Raw genomic sequence first — 19125 nt, 5'->3', positions numbered from 1 at the left:
GGCAAGGGGGCCGCTTGAGCTATGTTACAGGGCATGGATGAGTTCGCAAACCGCCGTCCGGGTATCTACGTGCTCGCCGCGCACCCGAACTGGCGGGACTCCCGGGTCAACCGCCTGCTGCTGGAGGAGGCGCGGGCCGTCCCCGGGGTGGAGGTCCAGGACCTCTACGGCCGCTATCCCGACTACGACATCGACGTCTCGCGCGAGCAGGCCGCCGCCCAGGCGGCGCAGCTGCTGGTGCTGCTGCACCCGATCCAGTGGTATTCGATGCCGGCGCTCATGAAGCTGTGGCTGGACGAGGTGCTGCGCTACGGCTGGGCCTACGGCCGATCCGGCACCGCCCTGCACGGGAAGGACCTGTGGCTGGTGGCCACCACCGGCGGCCCCGAGGCCTCCTACCACCCGCAGGGCTACAACCGCTACTTCTTCGACGCCTTCCTGCCGCCCTACGAACAGACGGCGGCCCTCTGCGGCCTGCGCTTCCTGCCGCCGCTGCTGCTGCACGGCGCGCACCGGGCCAGCCCGCAGGAAGTGCAGGCGCACGTGCAGGTGTTCCGCGAGCGGCTCGCCAGCTATCCGGACTGGCCCGAGCTGGAGGAGATGGGCGCCTGCCCCATCGCCGACGTGCCGGCCACCGACCGGCCCGAGGCCTTGCCGGAAGGGGAGGACTGATGGAACACGCACCGGCCTGGCTCACCAACAGCCTGGTCTACCTCGCGGCGGCCGTGTTCGTCGTGCCGCTGTCGCGGGCCGTCGGCCTGGGCAGCATCCTCGGCTACCTGGCCGCGGGCGTCGCGATCGGGCCCTGGGGCCTGGGGCTCGTGCGCAACGTGGAGGACATCCTTCACTTCGCGGAATTCGGCGTGGTGCTGATGCTGTTCCTGATCGGCCTGGAACTGGAGCCGCGGCGCCTGTGGAGCCTGCGCCGGCCGATCTTCGGCTGGGGCGGCGTGCAGGTGCTCGGTTGCGCGGCGCTGCTGTTCGCGGCCGGCCTGCTGGCCGGCGCGCCCTGGCGCGTGGCGCTCGCCGGCGGCCTGGGCCTGGCGCTGTCGTCCACCGCGATCGCGCTGCAGTCCCTGGGCGAGCGCAACCTGCTGCCCACCAGCAGCGGCCAGGCGGGCTTTTCCATCCTGCTGTTCCAGGACGTCGCGGCCATCCCCATCCTGGCCCTGCTGCCGCTGCTGGGCGGCGCCGACGCGCAGGCGGCGCAGGAAGGCCCGCGCTGGGCCGAGGCGGCGCGCATCGTGCTCGTGATCGGCGGGATCGTGCTGGGCGGGCGCCTGCTGCTGCGGCCGCTGCTGCGCTGGATCGCGCGCAGCCGCACGCCGGAGATCTTCACGGCGGCGGCGCTGCTGCTGGTCGTGGCCATCGCGGCGCTGATGCAGCTGGTGGGCCTGTCGATGGCGCTCGGCGCCTTCCTCGCCGGCGTCCTGCTGGCGGAGAGCGAATACAAGCGCGAGCTGGAAACGGACCTGGAGCCCTTCAAGGGGCTGCTGCTGGGCCTGTTCTTCATCGCCGTGGGCATGAGCGTGGACTTCGGCGTGCTGGGGCGCTCGCCGTTGGCCATGGTCGCCATCGTGGCCGTGCTGATGGTGCTCAAGGGCGCCGTGATCTGGGCGATCGCGCGGCCCATGGGCATCCCGCTCGCGGAGCGGCCGGTCTTCACGCTGCTGCTGGCGCAGGGCGGCGAGTTCGCCTTCGTCGTGTTCCAGGCGGCGTCGGGCGCGGGCGTGCTCTCGCGCGAGACGGCCTCGCTGCTGGTCGGCGCGGTCGCCGTGTCGATGCTGCTCACGCCGCTGCTGCTGGTGCTGGTCGACCGCACGGTGCTGCCGCGCTTCGCCAACGGCAGCGCCCGGCGGCTGCCCGAGATCAGCGAGCCGCAATCGGCGCCGGTGATCATCGCGGGCTTCGGCCGCTACGGCCAGATCGTCGGCCGCCTGCTCAACACGCAGGGCATCGCATCCACGGTGCTGGACCACGACGCGGACATGGTGGAGGCGGCGCGCTCCTTCGGCTATCAGGTGCACTACGGCGACGCGACGCGGCTGGACCTGCTGCGCACGGCGGGCGCCGGCGAGGCGCGCGTGCTGGTCGTGGCGGTGGACGACGTGGAGCAGAGCCTGCGCATCGTGGACCTCGCGCGCCAGCACTTCCCGCAGCTGGAGCTGGTGGTGCGCGCGCGCGACGTGACCCACTGGAACGCGCTGCGCGACCGCGGCGTCATGCGCGTGGAGCGCGAGCTGTTCGAATCGAGTCTCCGCAGCGGCCGCACGGTGCTGGAGGTGCTGGGGCACACGCCCTACGAGGCGCGCCGCCAGGCCATGCGCTTCCGCCGGCACAACCTGGCCCTGTTCGAGAAGATGTACCCGCACCACCGCGACCGCGCGCGCATGATCGCCGTCGTCAAGCAGGGGCGGCAGCAGCTGGAGGAGCAGATGGCGCGCGAACGCGCCGAGACCGCGGAACGCCGCGCCCGCGGGGAGGAGCGCCTGCCCGGGTGGGACGCGGACCTCTGATCAAAAATATGCGTCCCACACCAGCTTCACGCCGGTGAGCAGCATCCCGAGGTACACGAGCCGGTAGAACAGCTTCGGGTCGATCCGGTGCGCCATGCGCACGCCCACGATCACGCCGATGGGCGCGAGCGGCAGCAGGGCCACGGAAGTCGCCATGTTGCGCAGGTCCAGCAGCCCGAGCCAGCCGTAGGGCACCCACTTGCTCAGGTTGATGATGAAGAAGAACACGGCCATCGTCGCCGCGAAGGTCACGGGCGGCAGCCGCAGCGGCAGCACGTAGGCGCTGATCGGCGGGCCGCCCGCGTGGGCGACGAAGCTGGTGAAGCCCGAGGTGGCGGTGAGGACCGCGCCCAGCCAGCGGGGCGGCGGCGGCTTGTCGGCGCGCGGGCGGAACAGCAGCTGCTGCGCGAGGAACAGCAGCGTGAAGATGCCCACGAGGCCGGCCACCATGCGCGCATCGAGCCGCCGGAAGGACAGCGTGCCGACGACGGTGCCGACCAGGCCGGCGGGGACGAGGAAGCGCAGCAGCTTCGCGTCCCACTTGCCGCGGTAGGCCGCGAGGCCCATCACGTCCATGACGAACAGGATGGGCATCAGGATCGCCGCGGCCTGCGGCACGGTCACGCTGAGCGCCATGATGGGGACGGCGAGCGATCCGAAACCGGTGCCGAAGCCGCTCTTGCTGATGCCCAGGAGCAGGACGGCGGGGATGGCGGCGGCGTAGAAGTGCCAGTCGGTGATGAACGGGAAGGTCAAGCCCGCATTGTCGCGCCGCCGCTCAGCCGACGCCGAGGTAGGCCTTCTGGATCTCCGGCCGGTCCATCAGTTCGCTCGCGGGGCCCTCGGCGGCGATGCGGCCCTCTTCCAGCACGTAGGCGCGGTGCGCCAGGCGCATGGCCATCGCCACGTTCTGTTCGACCAGCAGCACCGAGGTGCCCTGCGCGTTGATGGCCCGGATGGCGTCGAACATGTGGTGGACGATCAGCGGAGCCAGGCCCAGCGAGGGTTCGTCCAGCAGCAGCAGCTGCGGCCGGCTCATGAGCGCGCGGCCGATGGCCACCATCTGCTGCTGGCCACCGGAGAGCGCGCCGGCGGGGCTGCGCAGCTTCTCCTCCAGCGCCGGGAACAGCGCCAGCACCTGCGCCAGCGCCTCCGCCCGCCTCGCCTTCGCCTCGGACCGGTAGCTGCCCAGCTCCAGGTTGTCCTGCACGCTCATCCCGGTGAACAGGCGGCGGCCTTCCGGCACGATGGCGATGCCCTCGGCGCAGAAGCGGTGGGCGGGCAGCCGCGTGATGTCGCGGCCGTCGAAGCGCAGCCGCCCGCCGCGCGCGCGGTGCAGGCCGGCGATGACGTTGATCAGGGTGCTCTTGCCGGCGCCGTTGGGCCCGACGACGCACACCAGCTCGCCGCGGTCCACGCGCACCGACACGTCCCACAGCGCCGGCGCCGCGCCGTAGGAGACCTGGAGCTGCGCCGCTTCAAGCATAGGCCGCCGTCCCGAGGTAGGCATCGACCACTTCCGCGTCCTGCATCACCTCGCTCGCCTCGCCCTGCGCGATCAGCTTGCCGTGGTTCAGCACGACGATGCGGTCCGTCAGCGCCATCACGGCGCGCATCACGTGCTCGACGAACACGATGGTGGCGCCCTGGTCGCGGATGCGGCGGATCAGCTCGATCGCCTCGTTGATCTCGCCGGGCGTGAGCCCCGACAGCACCTCGTCCAGCAGCACCAGGCGCGGGCGCGCCGCCAGGGCGCGGGCCAGCTCCAGGAACTTGCGCTGGTGCAGGTTCAGGTCCTCGGGCAGCGCGTGCGCGCGCGCCTGCAGGCCGGTGAACTCCAGCCACTTCCAGGCCTCGCGCGTCGCCGCCTTCGCGTCGAGCGAGGCGCAGCCGAACATCGCGACCATCGACACGTTCTGCAGCACCGTCATGTGCGCGAAGGGCCGCGGGATCTGGTAGGTGCGGGCGATGCCCGCGTGCGCCATGCGGTGCGCGGGCGCGCCCGTGAGGTTGCGTCCGTCGAACAGGATCTCGCCGGCCGTGAGGGGGTAATGGCCGCTCACCACGTTGATGAAGGTCGACTTGCCCGACCCGTTCGGCCCCAGCAGCCCCAGGATCTCCCCCTGCCGCACCTGCAGGTTCACGCCATCCAGCGCCTGCAGCCCCTTGAAGGACTTCGACAGGTTGCGCACCTCCAGCAGCGGCTTGCCGATCACCACCTTCCTTCCCTCTCCCGCTTGCGGGAGAGGGGCAGGGGTGAGGGCCGGGCCGGGGGCGAGGGCCTCCGCCGGCACCTTCCTCTTGCGCAGGAAGAACCCCAGGATCCCGTTCGGCATGAACAGGATCACCAGCACCAGGATCCCCCCCACCGCCGCGCGCCCCATCACCGCATGGTCGCCCGCCGTGAACACGTACAGCAGCCCCGTGATCGCCGCCGCCCCCACCGCCGGCCCGGCCCAGTGCCGCGTGCCGCCCAGCACGCTCATGAGCACCACCGTCAGCGGAACGGTGATATTGAAGGTCTCGCCCGCCGTCACGTATTGCACGAACAGCGCATGGATTCCGCCGGCCAGCCCCGCCAGCGCGCAGGACAGCGCGAAGGCCGCGAGCTTGTAGCGGAAGGTCGGCACGCCCATCACCTCCGCCACGTCCTCGTCGTCGTGGATCGCGAACAGGCCGGTGCCCAGCTTCGAGAACTGCACGCCATGGGCCACCAGCAGCGTGAGCACGGCGACGCCGAGGATCATCAGGTAGATCGAAGACGACGGCGAGGGCGCCAGCGCCGGCACCTGCACCGCGTTCAGGTACACGCCGGGCCCGCCGTCGATCGGCGTGTTGAGGATGATGGTGGCGACCACGAAGGTCACGGCGAGCGTCAGCAGCGCGAACAGCTCGCCGCGCACCGCCTTCACGCGGAACACGACGAAGCCGATGCCCAGCGCCAGCAGCGCCGGCAGCAGCGCCGCGAAGGGCAGCGTCGCCGCGAAAGGCCAGTCCCACTTGCCGGCCAGCACCGCCGTCGCGTACATGCCCACGCCGAAGAAGGCCCCGTGGCCGAAGGAGAAGTAGCCCGAATAGCCGGACAGGATGTTCCACGACACGGCCAGCACCAGCCAGTGGCACACCAGGTACAGGATGGACTCGTAGAAGGACGGCAGCCCCAGCCAGGGGATGCTCGCCAGCAGCAGCCCCGCCACGAGGATCGTCCAGGCGCCGCGCTTCATGCGACCTTCTCCGGCCGCAGCAGCAGCATGAAGATCAGCAGCGAGAAGGACACGATGGGCGCCCACGACGGCGAGGCGACGGCCATGGTGATGGCCTCGCTCACGCCGATGATCACGCCGGCCGCGAGGGGGCCGAGCGCGCTGCCCAGGCCGCCCAGCATCACGGCCGCGAACACCACGCCCACCCAGGCGAAGATCTGCGAAGGCGTCAGCGTGAAGGTGAGCGCCAGGCACACGCCCGCCACGCCGGCCAGCGCCGCGCAGCCGCCCGCCAGCAGCAGCGCCAGCATCTTCGCGTCGATGCCGAAGGCGGCGGCGATCGGGCCGTCCTCCGCCATCGCGCGCATCGCCTTGCCGAGGTCGGTGTAGCGCATCGCGGCCCAGATGCCGAAGGAGATGGCCAGCGCCAGCAACAGCGTGAGCAGCTCCGGCACGGGGACGTACAGCGACCCGATGGTGAACTTCAGCGCGTTGTAGTGCGACTCGAGCCGGCGGTAGTCGGCCGTCCAGATGCCCTGGATGCCGCTCTCGATCATCACCGTGATGCCGAAGGTGACCAGCAGCGAGTTGAACGGCGTGATCGCGAAGCGCGACAGCAGCCACTGCATGCCCGCCCCGATCGCGAAGAACAGCGGCGGCACGACCAGCAGCGCGAGCAGCGGGTCGAGCTGCCAGGCCGTCGCCATCTGGTAGCTGAGGTAGCCGCCCAGGAAGACCAGGCCGAAATGCGCCAGGTTGATCTGGCGCAGCAGCCCCCAGGTGAGCCCCAGCCCCAGCCCGATCAACCCGTACAGCGCGCCGATGAAGATCCCGGAGAGGATCGCCTGCAGCAGCAGGTTCAGGCTGGGGAGCGTCATGCGGCGCCCGCGCTCAGCGCATCTGCAGCGATGCGCCCGGCGCCGCCCACGACTGCGGCCACACGACCTTCCAGGTGCCGCCCTGCACCTGCTTGATCTTCATGAGGTCGTCGCCGTAGTTGTTGGGGCCGTCGAAGCGCAGCCGGCCCTGGATGGTGTCGATCTTGTGCGTCTTCAGGTAGTCGGCGATCTTCTTGTCGTCCAGCGAGTTGGCGCCGCGCACGCCCGCCTCCAGGATCTGCCACGCCGAATACGAGGCGGCCGCCTGCACCTCCACGTGCGTGTCCGGCAGGCCGGCGGCGGCGGCGCGCTCGTTGAAGACCTTCACGAACTCCGCGGCGACGCCCTGGTTGGTGAAGGGCGGGTGCTCCTCGAAGATCGTCACCGACAGCGCCTTGTCGCCCTCGGGCGACTTGAGCATGGGCCCCGGCGCGGGATACATGTGGAAGTGGATCGGCGGCGTGTAGTCGATCTTCTTCATGGCATCCAGCAGCATGTTGCCTTCCAGGCCGATGTCGCCGATCCACACCATGTCGGGGTTCGCGTCCTTCACGCGCGCGGCGATCGGGCCGAAGTCGCGGTTGCCGAAGTCCCACTCGAGGAACAGCACCTCCTTCAGCCCGCGCTGCTTGGCGACCTCGCGCCCGCCCAGCGACATGAAGTGGATGGAGGGGAACTTGCTGGTGACGATCGCGATCGTCTTCGGCGGCTTCTTCGACTGCGCCAGCATGTCGAACAGCGAGTTCGACACCGTCTTCTGCGGATCCGGCCCGAGCGACCAGGCGGGGAACTGCATGCTGTACTTGGCCATCGAGGGCATGCCGAAGGTGTGGTGCACCAGCACCTTGTTGTAGCGCTGGGCCACGCCCATGGCCGACAGGATGGCGCCGGTGGCGTACGGCCCCATCAGCAGGTCCACCTTGTCGCTGGTCACCAGCTGCTCGTAGAGCGTGCGGGCGAGGTCCGCCTTGGACTGGTCGTCCTTGACGATCCACTGCACGGGGCGCCCCAGCAGGCCGCCGCGCTTGTTCAGCTGCTCGATGTAGATCTCGCCCACCAGCTTGTGCGTGAGCGCGGTGGCCGACAGCGGCCCCGTGAGGGCCAGCGTGCTGCCGATGCGGATCGGCGCGCCCGAGGGCGCTTGCGCCAGCACGGGCAGGGCGAGCGCCGCGCCGGCGGCGCCGGTCGCGGAAAGGATGCGGCGGCGGGTGAAGGTCATGCTTGTCTCCTGTCGTTGGCTTGCTGGCAGAAACCCCGGAACCTCAATCCACTTGCGCGCCCGAGCGCTTGACCAGCTCGGACCATTTCGCGATCTCCCTGCGGCCGAAGGCGGCGAGCTCGGGCCCCTGCAGCAGCGGCACTTCCAGCCCCTGCGCGGCGAGCTTGGCCTTCAGCTCCGGATCGGCCACCACCTGCGCGACGGCGCCGCGCAGCTTCGCGAGCACCGGCTCCGGCGTGGCGGCCGGCGCGTAGAGCATGAACCAGGCGACCAGGTCGAAGTCGCCGAAGCCCTGCTCGGTGATGGTCGGCACGTCCGGCGCCGCGGCCGAGCGCTTCGCGCTCGACACGCCCAGCGCGCGCAGCTTGCCCGCCTTGATGTGCGGCATCACCGCGGCCGGGTGGTAGAACATGAACTGGGCCTGCCCGGACATCACGTCGGACATCGCGAGCCCGCCCTGCTTGTAGGGCACGTGCACCATCTGCCCGCCCAGCCGCGCCTTGAGCAGCTCGCCGGCGAGGTGGCCCGAGGTGCCGTTGCCGGCGGAGGCGAAGCTCACGCCCGGGCCCTTGGCCGCCTGCGCCTGCAGGTCCTTCAGCGTCTTGAACGGCGAGTTGGCGGCCACCACCAGCAGCGTCGGCGTGTAGCCGGCGAAGCCGATCGGCGCGAAGTCCTTCAGCGCGTCGTAGGGCATGTGGCGGTACAGCCCCGGGTTGATCGCGTGCGTGCCGACCGTGCCCATCACGATCGTGTAGCCGTCGGCCGGCGACTTCGCGACCAGGTCGGCGCCGATGTTGCCGCCCGCGCCGGCCTTGTTCTCGACCACGATGGCCTGGCCCAGCGCCCGGCCCAGCGCGTCGGCGTAGACGCGCGAGACGATGTCGGTGGTGGTCCCCGGCCCGAAGGGCACGACCAGCTTGACCGGATGGTCCGGATACGCCTGGGCCGCGGCCAGCAGCGGCAGCGCGAGGGTGGCGGCCAGGCTGGCCAGGACGGTACGGCGCATCATCACTTGCCTGTCTCCTTGCGTTGGGTCCCGCGCGGCTTCCAGCCGCGGGCCAGTTCCTCGTTGTGTTCGCCGAGCACCGGCGGCGCGGTCACCTCCAGCGGCCGCTCGCCGTCGAAGGAGACCGGCGAGCGCACCGTGCGGAAGCTGCCCACCACCGGGTGCTCGGTCTCGACGAACAGCTGCAGGTGCTTCGCCTGGGCATCCTCCGGCACTTCCGCCGTCGTGTACATAGGGGAATGCGGGACGTCGTTGGCTTCCAGCCGGCGGCACCATTCGGCGCGGTCGTGGCGGCGGAAGATCGGCCGCAGCACCTCGATCAGCGCCTCCTGGTTCTCGATGCGGCCCTGCCGGCTGGCGAAGCGCTCGTCCTGGAAGATGTCGGGCCGCTCCATGGCGGTGGCCAGGCCCTGCCAGAACTTCTCCGGCGAGGACATGTGCAGCGCGACCCACTTGCCGTCCGCGCACTCCAGCACGTAGGACTGCGAGACGCTGGGCCGGCTGAACGGGCCCATCACCTCGTTGGCCGAGAACAGGTGCTGGAAGGCGTCGAGGTTGAAGTGCGTCATGGCCTCGAACATCGACAGCTCGACCTTGCGCGCCTGTCCGTGCTTCTCGCGGTCGTAGAGCGCGCCCAGGATGCCGTAGGCCGCGTAGAAGCCGGTGACCAGGTCGGCGATGGCCGGGCCCACGACGCGCGGGTTGGCCGGGTTCACCAGCAGGCGCAGGTAGCCGCTGGCGGCCTGCGCGACGCTGTCGTAGGTGGGGCGGTGCGCGGCGGGGCCCGTGGAACCGAAGCCGCTGATGGCGCAGTAGATCAGCTTGTCGTTGATGCCGCGCAGGCGCTCGAAGCCGGCGCCGATCTGCTCGGCGAAGCCGGGCCGGAAGTTCTGGATGTAGACGTCGGCGTCCTTCACCAGCGTGTCGAACTTGTCCAGGTCGGCCGGCTGCTTGGTGTTGAGCGTGACGCTGCGCTTGTTGCGGTTGACGGTCTGGTAGTGCGGCGAATAGAGCCCGCCCTTGAAGGCGCGGAACGGGTCGCCGGTGCCGGGCAGTTCCACCTTCACCACGTCGGCGCCGAGGTCGGCGAGCAGCATCGAGGCCGCGGGCCCGGTGATGAAGGTGCCGTGCTCCAGCACGCGCACGCCGTCCAGGACCTTGATCACCGCCGGCCCTCCGGCTGGCCGCCCGTGTACTCGAACTCGCGCGTGGCCTGGTAGGAGAGCGCGAAGCCGATCGGGTCGTTCAGTTCCTCGTTGAGGTGCGCGATGAGGCTGGCCGTGCGCGCCAGCATGGGCACGCCCTTGAGCGCCGCGACCGGGAAGCCCACGCCCAGCAGCACCGCCGGGATCGCCCCGGAGACGTTGAGCTTGAGGTCCTTGCCGACGATGCCGGGGATGACTTCCTCCACCAGCTTCGCGATCTCGACGAAGCGCTGGCCCCCGCCCGCCTTGGCGGACACGCCGAACAGGGCGTCGACGCGGGGGTCGCGCCGCTTGTGTTCCGGATGGCCGTAGCCGGCGATGGCCTGCCTCTTCTCGCGGCGCGCCGCGACCACCGCCGTCGCCGCCGCGCGCAGGTCGCCGCCGCGCTTGCCCGCCTCTTCCTCGATCTCGACGTACAGGCGCCCCGCCGTTTCCGAGGCGCCGAGGATCACCGAGCCGGAACCGAGGATGCCGGCCGCCACCGCGCCCTGCATCGCGTCGGGCGCCGCCGCGAGCGTCATCCGCGCGGCCTGCACGCTGGGCACCAGCCCGTGCTCCGCGATCGCGACCAGCGTCGCGTTGAGCACCGCGCTCGCCGCCGCATCGGGCCTGCGCCCGGTGAGCAGCAGGTAGAAGTAGTCGCCGAAGTTGACCTGCCCGATCAGGTCGCGCGCCAGGTCGTTGCCCCGCACGACGATGGTGTCCTCGTCGGACGTGCAGATGGCCGAGCGCGGCACCGTGGCCTTGCCGATTTTCAAATGCTTCTCCCTCAGCGCCCCGACGGCACCAGCCTGAAGTCGTACTTCGCCGTGTAATAAGGCTTGCCCATCAGCCTCCCGTCCGGCGCCTTCCCCGGCTGGTGCTTCGGAAACTCCACGATCAGGCTGTTGCGCACCCCGAACACCGCATCCGAATCGAGGTAGGGGCTGTCCTTCACGAAGATGTGCGTCACCAGCTTCTCGTGGCCGGGCGCCTCCAGCATCATGTGCATGTGGCCGGGGCGGTTGAGGTGCCGGCCCATCTTCTCCAGCATCGCGCCCACCGGCCCGTCGCCCGGCACCGGGTAGTAGGTCGGCTTGATCGACCAGAAGCGGTAGTTGCCGTCGGCGTCGGTGCGGAACTGGGCGCGCAGCATCATCTGGTCGCCCTTCTGCATGTCGTAGAGGCCGCCCTCGTCGCCGGACCACACGTCCATCTGGCAGCCCGCGACCGGTCGGCCGGCGGTGTCGGTCACGCGGCCGTGGTACAGCGTCGGCTCGCCCAGGCCTTCGCCGATGTCCTCGCCGAGTTCGCGCTTCGGCGCGCCGGGCCAGAAGAAGGGGCCCTGCACGGTGGCCTCGGTCGGCTGCTCGCCGGGCCGGTCCGCCAGCGCCTTCGCGCCGCGCGCCTGGTCCAGCGCCACGACGAGCATCGAGAGCCCCAGCGTGTCCGACAGCAGGATGAACTCCTGGCGCTTCTCGTCGCACTTCTGGCCGGTGGCCGTGAGGAACTGGATGCCGGCCATCCACTCGTCCGGCGTCAGGTCCACCTCGCGCGCGAACGCGTGGGCGTGCTTCACCAGTGCCGTCATGATCTGCTTGAAGCGCGGATCCTTGCACTCGCCCATGCGGTCGATCACCGCCTGCGCGAAATCGCTCACTTCCAGTTGGGCCATGGCTCGTCTCCTTTTCGGCCGGATGATGGCCCGCGCTGACCAGCATGGAAAGTGATGAATTTCGACCGTTATGATCGATGCCATCGATCGCAACCGGACGAACCCTAGGATGGAACTGCGCCACCTCCGCTACTTCGATGCCGTCGCCGAAACCCTGAACTTCACCCGCGCCGCGGAGCGCCTGCACGTGACGCAGTCGACGCTGTCGCACCAGGTGAAGCAGCTGGAGGAGGAGCTGGGCACGCCCCTGTTCGACCGCAGCGGCAAGCACGTGCGCATGACGGAGGCCGGCGAGATCCTGCGCAGCCACATGACGCCGGCGCTGGAGCAGATCGACCTGGGCCTGCAGGCCCTGCGCGCGCCGGCACAGGCGATCACCGGCAGCATCCGCCTGGGCACCACCTCCAGCTTCAACACGCGCATGGTCCCGCAATGCGTGGCGACGCTGCTCAACCACTATCCCGGCATCGCCGTGTCGGTGGAGGAACTCGCGGCGGGACAGATCCTCAAGCGCCTGCGCTCGGGCCACCTGGACATCGCCGTGGCCTACCCGCCCGAGGAAGGCAGCGAGCTGTGGTTCGAGCCGCTGTACCGCGAGGAGCTGCGGCTGGTGGTCGGCATCGGCCATCCGCTCGCGCGCCGGCGGCGCGTGCGCATGGTGGAACTGCACAACGTGCGCCTCGTGCTGCTGCCGGCGCAGTTCCTCACCCGCAAGCTGCTGGACGAATGCTTCCAGCAGGCGGGCGCGAAGCCGCTGGTCGCGGCGCAGCTGAATTCGGTGGCCCCCATGATCGAGCTGATCCGCCAGACGGACCTGGCGGGCATCATCACGGAGACGGCCGTGTCGTCGTCGGCCGACCTGCGCGTGATCCCGCTGGAAGACCCGACGCCGATCCGCACGCCGGGGATGCTGTGGCCCAAGGGCGCGACGCGCTCGCCCGTGCTGAAGCACTTCGCGGAGATCATCCGGCGCGCGGCGGGCACGGCGGCCTGAGCGCGGTTACAAGCGCGAACAATCCGGGCAGGACGACCGGCGCGTCCGGCACGACCGGCGCCCTCCTCCGCCCGCGCGCGGGCTGCTCTACTCCTGAGCACAAACAGTCGTTCGGGAGTTCCAGATGTCCAAGGCAAGCGCGTCCCGCAAGCTTCTCCTGGCCGCCGCCCTCTCCGCAGGCTGGTGCTCCGCCCACGCCCAGGACGCCGAGCACCAGGCGCGCACGGGCGCCGTCACCGACGGCGTGTCCATGGCGGTCGGCTTCGCGGCCGGGGTCGCGGACGTGAACCCGGTCGTGCCGGTGCTCATGCTGGGGATGAAGGCGGTGACCTTCGAGTACACCAGCAGGCTGCCGGAAACGGAGCGTCCCGCGGCCTATGCCACTGCGGCCGCCGTGTGGCAGGGCACGGCCGTCAACAACGTGTGCATGACGGCCGCCGTGCTCACGGGCGGCGCCTTCCTGCCGGCATGCGTCGCCGCCGGCGTGGCCTGGGGCATGAAGACCTGGAACGACAGCGAGCGCGAGCGCCGCTTCTGGGAGCACTGCGCGATCGTGCGCGAGTTCGCGCAGCAGCCGGACTTCGCCTGCGTGTACCAGCCGGCGGACACCGAGCTCGCCGGGAGCGTGGAAGCGCCCGTCCTCGCGGCGCAGGACCTGGTCGCGCCCTAGGAGCCTGCCGCGATGGCCTAGCATCGCGGGCATGCAGCAACACATCGCCGTGATCGGGGCCGGGGTCGTGGGCCTCGCCTGCGCGGCCCAACTCGTGCGGCGCGGCGTGCGCCTCACCCTCGTCGATCCCTCCGAGCCGGGCGCTGGCTGTTCCTGGGGCAACGCCGGCTGCCTGAGCCGCGCCTCCATCGTGCCGGTCGGCCTGCCGGGCCTGTGGAAGAACGTGCCCGGCTACCTGCTCGATCCGGCCGGGCCCTTCCGCATCGACTGGCGCTACGCGCACCGCATCGCGCCCTGGCTGGTGCGGCTGCAGATGGCCAGCAAGCTCGCGCGCGTGCAGGCGATCGCCGCCGCGCTGCATCCGCTGCTGGACGCCTCCATCCGCGAATGGCGGCCGCTCGCGGAATGGGCCGGCGTGCCGGAGCTGGTGCGGCAGGAGGGCTACGGCTTCGTGTACGAGAGCGAGCAGGCCTTCCTGCGCGACCGGCTCGGGCGCGAGCTGCGCCAGGCGCACGGCGTGCGGATGGAGATCCTCACGGGCGGGCAGGTCCGGGAACTCGACCCGGCGCTGTCGCCGGCGATCACGCACATGACCTGGCTGCCGGAACAGGGCCACGTGCCGAATCCGCCGCGGCTGTCGAAGGCGCTGGCCGACACGCTGCGCGCCGCGGGCGCGGCCTTCCACGGGGCGGCGGCCACGGACTTCGCCTTCCGCGACGGCCGGGTCGCGCGCGTGCTGACCGAGGCCGGCGCGATCGACGTCGACGGCGTCGTGCTCGCCGCCGGCGCGCATTCGCGCGCACTCGCGGCGCGGCTGAAGTCGCGCGTGCCGCTGGACACCGAACGCGGCTACCACGTGATGCTGCCGCGCTCGGGCGCGGCGCCCCGTGTGCCGGTCTGCTCGGGCGAAGGCAAGTTCTTCGTCACGCCCATGGAAGACGGGCTGCGCGTCGCCGGCACGGTGGAACTGGCGGGCCTGCACGCGCCGCCCGACATGGCGCGCGCGCACCTGCTCGCCGGCCAGGCGAAGCGCATGCTGCCGCGGATCGACGCGACGGTGCAGTCGACGTGGATGGGGCGCCGCCCCTCCATGCCCGACTCGCTGCCCGTGCTGGGCCGCGCGCCGCGCGTGCCGAACGCGTACTTCGCGTTCGGCCACGGGCACGTGGGCCTGACGGCGGCCGCGCCGGGCGGGGCCGCGCTGGCGGACCTGGTCTGCACCGGCCGCGCGGCGATCGACCTCGCGCCCTACCGCGCCGACCGCTTCTCCTGAACCTCAGCCGCCCGGCTTCACGACCGTCACGCGCAGGTAGTTCGCCGCGATGACGGTGGTGTTCGGGTACTGGCTCTGGTTCTCGCGCTCGAACAGCGCGACCAGTTCGTCGCGCAGCCGGCCGTCCTTGCCCTGCTTCTGCGCCGCCTCGAAGGCGTTCATCGTCGGGCCGTAGTACAGGCGGAAGGCGTCGACGAACTCGGCCGGCGAACCGGCGAAGTCGAAGACGAAGCTGTCCTTCTCGCAGGCGATCGCCTCCTTCGGCACGCCCGCCGCGCCGAAGCGCTCCTCCACGTCCGCGGGCACGCCCCAGCGCATCGGGCTCACGAAGCCCGCCGGCGGCGGCGGCGCGTACGCGCTGCTGATCTTCAGCAGCTGCGCCACCATCGTCGGGTCGTCGGGGATCCAGTTGCCCATGACGATGCGGCCGCCGGGCCGCGCCACGCGCACCATTTCGCGGGCGACGTCGAGAGGCCGCGGCGCGAACATCGCGCCGAAGATGCTCAGCACGCGGTCGAAGCTCCCGTTCTCGACGCCGGACAGGTCGCAGGCGTCGCCGTGCAGCACGTGCAGGCGGTCGGCGAGGCCCGCCTCCCGCGCGCGCCGGTTGGCCGCCGCCACGAGCGGCGTCGAGATGTCGATGCCCAGCACCTCGGCGCCGAGCTGCGCGGCCGGCAGGGCCGTCGTGCCGTCGCCGCAGCCGAGGTCCAGCACCTTCATGCCGGGCGCGACGCCGGCCTTGCGCACCAGCGCCTCGCCGCTGGCGCGCATGGTCGCGGCGATGCGCGTGAAGTCGCCTTTTTCCCAGAGGGCCTGGTTCGGGTTCATGGCTTTCTCCTTTCGCTGGAAACCATCAGACGCGGATCACCTGGTCCTTCATGGAGTACAGGATGGCCGTCACCTCCCCGCGCGTGCCGGGGTCGATGCCGTTCTTGTCGAGCGCGCCGAGGATGTCGTCCATCACGGCGACGTATTCCTGCTCGCTGATGTTCATGCCCTTGTGCGCGCTCAGCAGGTCACGGCCGGTGTAGGCCTCGGGGCCGCCGCAGCCGGCGCAGAAGAACTGCACGGCCAGCTTGCGCGTGTGGTCCAGGTCCTTGGCGGTCCGGAAGCGCGGGCCGACCACCGGGTTGGCCAGGTGCGCGTCGATCACGTCGTGCACGATGCGGGTGATGCCTTCGGCGCGGCCGAGGCGGTCGTACAGGGAAACGGTGTCCGCGGTGCTCATGGTGAACCTCCTTGTCGATGGGGGATGGGAGGAGGCATGCTCCAGGGCGCGCGTTCCCGGAACGTTCCCGGCGCGCGCAGGCAGGAGGAAGTGCCATGGCCGCTCCGCAGTCCGCCACCCCGCCGCCCGGCCGCGTCAGCGTCCGGCTGCTCGGCGGTTTCGGCGTGCAGGTGGAAGGCGCGCCGCCCGCCGACGCGGCCGCGCTGGCGCGCCGCGCCCGCGAGTTGCTGCAGCTGCTGTGCCTGCAGCCCCAGCGGAGCCTGCCCAGCGAACAGGTGGTGGACACGCTCTGGCCGCACCTGGATCCGCACGCCGGCGGCGCCAACCTGCGCAAGGCGGCGCACCACGCGCGCCAGTTCGTCGGCCAGCCGGATGCGCTGGTGCTGCGCGGCGGGCGCGTCTTCCTGCTGCCCGGGCGCAGCGTCGACTGCGACGCGCTGCGCTTCGAGCAGGCGGCCGACGCGGCGCTCGCCGCCGGCGATGCGCAGGCCTGCCGCGCGGCCGCGGCCCTCTATGCCGGCGACCTGCTGCCGCTGGCGCGCTACGAGCCCTGGAGCGAGGCGCCGCGCCAGCGCCTGCGCGCCAAGTACCTGCGGCTGCTGCGCGAAGCCGGCGACTTCGAGCGCGTGCTGCAGGCGGAGCCCGCCGACGAACCCGCGCACCTGGCGCTGATGCGCGCGGAGCTGCGCGCGGGGCGCCGTTCGGCCGCGCTGCGCTGGTACGGGCACCTGCGCGACCAGCTGCAGCAGCTGGGGCTGCAGCCCGGGCCGGAAGCGCAGGCGCTGCAGCGCGAATGCAGCGAAGGCCTGCCCGGGCATGCGCCCGCCTTCGTGGGCCGGGCGCTGGAGCTCACGGCCGCGCTCGCGCTGCTGCAGGGCGCGGCGGCCGGCGGTCCCGCCTCAGCGGTGCTGCGCGCGCCTGCGGGCATGGGCAAGACGGCGTTCTGCCGGCGCCTCGCGCACGAAGCGCGCGGGCTGGGCTGGCAGGTCCGCGCCCTGCAGGCGGACGACTGGACGCGCCCCTATGGCCTCGCCACGGACCTCGTCGAGCCCTTGCTGCAGGAAGGCGGCGAGGCCGCGCGGCAGGCCGTCGGCGCGCATGGGCAGGCCGTGCTGGCGGCGCTCACCGCCGCGGCGCAGCCGGCGCCGCCGCTCGCGCTGCCGCTCGGGCGACACCAGGTCGCGGGCGCCGTGCGGCGCCTGCTGCTCGCCACGTCGGGCGGCCGCCCCGTGCTGCTGCTGGTGGACGACGCGCATGCGGCGGACGCGGGCAGCATGGAACTGCTGGTGCAGCTCGCGGCCAGCGGGCCGCCGCTCTTCGTGCTGCTCGCCGCCCGGCCCGCGCTGCCGGAACTGCTGCAGCGGCAGGTCGATCGCATGCTGCGCGCCGGCACGATGGCGGCGCTCGCGCTGCCGCCGCTGGCGCCGCAGGAGGCGGCGCTGCTCGCCGCGCGCGCCGCCGGCGACGCGCTGGCGCCGGAAGGCGCGGCGGCGATCGCCCGGTCCGCCGAAGGCCTGCCCTTCGCGGTGGTGGAACTGGCGCGTGCCGCCGGCGAAAGGCCGGGCGCCGGCGCGCCGCTGCCGCGCGACCTCGCGTCCGCCATCGCGCAGCGCCTGGCCGACGTGGAACAAGGCGCGCAGGAAGCGCTGCGCCGCCTCGCGCTCGCGGCGGAGGAGTTCGACGTGGACACGGCGCTGGCGCTGGCCGCCGATCCCGGCGCCGACGCGGGCGCGCGGCTGGACCGCGGGCTCGCGGCCGGCGTGCTGGCGGTGCGCGAGGGCCGCTACCGCTTCGGCCACGCGCTGCTGCGGCAGGCGCTGGTGGACGCCGTGCCGCCGCATCGCCGCAAGCCGCTGCACCGCGAGGTCGCGGCGCGGCTCGCGGCAGCGGGCGCGGCGCCGGGACTGGTGGGGCAGCACTGGCTCGCCGCCGGCGAAGTCGATCCCGCGCAGCCCTTCGTCCTGGCCGCGGCGCGCACGGCCTTCCGCCTGGGCGCCTGGCAGGACGTGCTGCGCCACCTCGAGCCGCTGCTCGCACGGCGCCCGCACGAGGCCGAGGCGCTGGCGCTGCGCGCCGAAGCGATGGACGCGCTCGGCCGCCCCGGCACGCTGGCCGCCTACGACGCCGCGGCCGCCGCCGCATCGGGCGAACAGGCGCAGGAACTGCGTGCCAAGCGGGCGCTCGCGCAGGTGAAGGCCAGCGATCCCGCGGGCGCCCTGGCCTACCTGCGCGACGTGCATCCCACGACCGTCGGCGGGCGGCTGGCCGCGGCGCTCGCGTACAGCGGCGCCGCCGCCCTGGGCTTCGGCGACGCGCTCGAAGGCACGCGACTCGCGCGCGAGGTGCGCCGCCTCGCGCTGGAAACGGGCGACGAGGGCACGCTGGTGATCGCCTCCTGGGCGCAGGCCGCGGCGGCGCACGCGCGCGGCGACCTGCACGGCAGCGTCTGGGCCGACCTGCGCGAGACCAGCCAGCTGCCGCAGCTCGCCGTGCGCGTGTTCGACGGCCACCTGTGCATGACGCAGCGCTTCCTCTACGGCTCGCGTCCCTATCCGGAGGTGATCGCCTTCGCCGACGCGCTCGCGGCCGAGGCGCGGCGCCTGGGCGCGGACCGCGGCCACGCGTTCGCGGTGACGCTGCGCGGCGAGGCCCGGCTGCTGCACGGCCAGCTCGAGGCGGCGGAGGAGGACCTGCTCGCCGGCGGCCGCCTCCACCACGCGATCGGCGGCGCCACCGGCGAGGCCCTGGCGCTGCAGCGCCGCTCCGAGCTCGCGTTCTACCGGGGGCAGCGGGAGCAGGCGCGCGCGCTGCTGGACGAGGCGCTGGACGTGGCGCGCGCCTCCGACGTCGGCTTCCACCTGCTGGACCGGATCTACGGCACGCGCATCGCGATCGCCCGCGACACCGAGGCGGCGCTGGGCGTGGTGGAGGAAGCCGATGCGGCCGTGCGCGGCCCGCTGGAAACCTGTCCGGGCTGCCGCATCACGTTCGCGATCCCGGCGACGATCGCCTCGGCGCGGGCGCGCGAGACCGAACTCGCCGACGGCCACCTGCGCGCGTCGGAATACCTGGCCAACGTGGTGATGAAGCTGCCGGCCTGGCACGCGGCGCTGCACGAGGCGCGCGCGCACGTGGCGCTCGCGCGGGGCGACACCGCCTCGGCGGGCGAGGGATTCGCGCGGGCCGCGCAGGGCTTCCGCGCGGCCGGCCAGCCGCTGGACGCGCAGCGCTGCAACGCGGCGGCGGCGCGCGAGCTGCGCTGACCGGGAACGTTCCGGG

At 72.2% G+C, this 19125-nt stretch carries 17 protein-coding genes; 6 read left to right on the top strand and 11 right to left on the bottom strand.

Features of this window, described 5'->3' with window-relative positions; genetic code table 11:
- The first annotated feature begins 33 nt into the window (after positions 1-33).
- Together kefF and kefC are read left to right on the top strand one after the other, a co-directional pair.
- A complete protein-coding gene (kefF, locus tag ACY0MJ_RS19590; protein WP_462640222.1) occupies positions 34-672 on the top strand; it encodes a glutathione-regulated potassium-efflux system oxidoreductase KefF in 639 nt (212 codons plus the stop codon).
- Complete coding sequence (kefC, locus tag ACY0MJ_RS19585) at positions 672-2516, top strand: glutathione-regulated potassium-efflux system protein KefC (protein WP_462640221.1); 1845 nt, start codon at positions 672-674, stop codon at positions 2514-2516. Before kefF ends, kefC begins: the two co-directional genes overlap by 1 nt.
- Here kefC and ACY0MJ_RS19580 read toward each other — a convergent pair whose 3' ends face one another.
- The 9 genes from ACY0MJ_RS19580 to ACY0MJ_RS19540 are packed head-to-tail and all read right to left on the bottom strand — an operon-like array spanning position 2517 to position 11681.
- Positions 2517-3272 carry a sulfite exporter TauE/SafE family protein gene (locus ACY0MJ_RS19580; protein WP_462640220.1) on the bottom strand — a complete coding sequence of 252 codons (756 nt, stop codon included), beginning with the start codon at positions 3270-3272 and terminating at the stop codon, positions 2517-2519. It abuts the gene before it with no gap.
- A gap of 22 nt (positions 3273-3294) precedes the next feature.
- Positions 3295-4002, bottom strand: a complete 708-nt coding sequence (locus tag ACY0MJ_RS19575) for an ABC transporter ATP-binding protein (RefSeq protein ID WP_462640219.1) — start codon at positions 4000-4002, stop codon at positions 3295-3297.
- Positions 3995-5740 (bottom strand): branched-chain amino acid ABC transporter ATP-binding protein/permease, encoded by a 1746-nt coding sequence (locus ACY0MJ_RS19570; RefSeq protein WP_462640218.1) that lies wholly within the window; start codon positions 5738-5740, stop codon positions 3995-3997. Before ACY0MJ_RS19570 ends, ACY0MJ_RS19575 begins: the two co-directional genes overlap by 8 nt.
- Complete coding sequence (locus tag ACY0MJ_RS19565) at positions 5737-6597, bottom strand: branched-chain amino acid ABC transporter permease (RefSeq protein WP_462640217.1); 861 nt, start codon at positions 6595-6597, stop codon at positions 5737-5739. Before ACY0MJ_RS19565 ends, ACY0MJ_RS19570 begins: the two co-directional genes overlap by 4 nt.
- Positions 6598-6610: 13 nt before the next feature.
- On the bottom strand, positions 6611-7816 hold the full coding sequence (locus ACY0MJ_RS19560; RefSeq protein WP_462640216.1) for an amino acid ABC transporter substrate-binding protein: 1206 nt from the start codon (positions 7814-7816) through the stop codon (positions 6611-6613).
- A 43-nt stretch (positions 7817-7859) separates the two neighbouring features.
- On the bottom strand, positions 7860-8825 hold the full coding sequence (locus tag ACY0MJ_RS19555; protein ID WP_462640215.1) for a Bug family tripartite tricarboxylate transporter substrate binding protein: 966 nt from the start codon (positions 8823-8825) through the stop codon (positions 7860-7862).
- Entirely contained in the window at positions 8825-9988 is a 1164-nt protein-coding gene (locus tag ACY0MJ_RS19550) for a CaiB/BaiF CoA transferase family protein (protein WP_462640214.1), read from the bottom strand. Before ACY0MJ_RS19550 ends, ACY0MJ_RS19555 begins: the two co-directional genes overlap by 1 nt.
- Positions 9985-10785: a citryl-CoA lyase gene (locus tag ACY0MJ_RS19545; protein WP_462640213.1), complete on the bottom strand. Its 801-nt coding sequence runs from the start codon at positions 10783-10785 to the stop codon at positions 9985-9987. The genes ACY0MJ_RS19550 and ACY0MJ_RS19545 overlap by 4 nt, the downstream gene beginning before the upstream one ends.
- Before the next feature lie 11 nt (positions 10786-10796).
- Complete coding sequence (locus ACY0MJ_RS19540) at positions 10797-11681, bottom strand: dioxygenase family protein (RefSeq protein ID WP_462640212.1); 885 nt, start codon at positions 11679-11681, stop codon at positions 10797-10799.
- A 109-nt stretch (positions 11682-11790) separates the two neighbouring features.
- Here ACY0MJ_RS19540 and ACY0MJ_RS19535 point away from each other — a divergent pair, with 109 nt between their 5' ends.
- From ACY0MJ_RS19535 to ACY0MJ_RS19525, 3 genes are all read left to right on the top strand, one after another.
- Positions 11791-12675, top strand: coding sequence for a LysR substrate-binding domain-containing protein (locus ACY0MJ_RS19535; protein ID WP_462640211.1), 885 nt, complete (start codon positions 11791-11793; stop codon positions 12673-12675).
- A 124-nt stretch (positions 12676-12799) separates the two neighbouring features.
- On the top strand, positions 12800-13345 hold the full coding sequence (locus ACY0MJ_RS19530; RefSeq protein ID WP_462640210.1) for a hypothetical protein: 546 nt from the start codon (positions 12800-12802) through the stop codon (positions 13343-13345).
- Between the two features lie 31 nt (positions 13346-13376).
- A complete protein-coding gene (locus ACY0MJ_RS19525; protein ID WP_462640209.1) occupies positions 13377-14618 on the top strand; it encodes an NAD(P)/FAD-dependent oxidoreductase in 1242 nt (413 codons plus the stop codon).
- 3 nt (positions 14619-14621) lie between these two features.
- Here the strand turns inward: ACY0MJ_RS19525 and ACY0MJ_RS19520 are convergent, their stop codons facing one another.
- Positions 14622-15446, bottom strand: a complete 825-nt coding sequence (locus ACY0MJ_RS19520) for a class I SAM-dependent methyltransferase (RefSeq protein WP_462640208.1) — start codon at positions 15444-15446, stop codon at positions 14622-14624.
- Between the two features lie 25 nt (positions 15447-15471).
- The gene (locus ACY0MJ_RS19515) at positions 15472-15846 is read right to left on the bottom strand and encodes a group I truncated hemoglobin (RefSeq protein ID WP_462640207.1); all 375 of its coding nucleotides are present in this window, start codon (positions 15844-15846) and stop codon (positions 15472-15474) included.
- A gap of 95 nt (positions 15847-15941) precedes the next feature.
- Between ACY0MJ_RS19515 and ACY0MJ_RS19510 the strand changes: the two genes are divergently transcribed.
- Entirely contained in the window at positions 15942-19109 is a 3168-nt protein-coding gene (locus ACY0MJ_RS19510; protein ID WP_462640206.1) for an AAA family ATPase, read from the top strand.
- The last annotated feature ends 16 nt before the right edge of the window (positions 19110-19125 follow it).

This window comes from Ramlibacter sp. bp-362, assembly GCF_054956735.1.
This window is presented reverse-complemented; position numbering and strand designations above follow the sequence as displayed.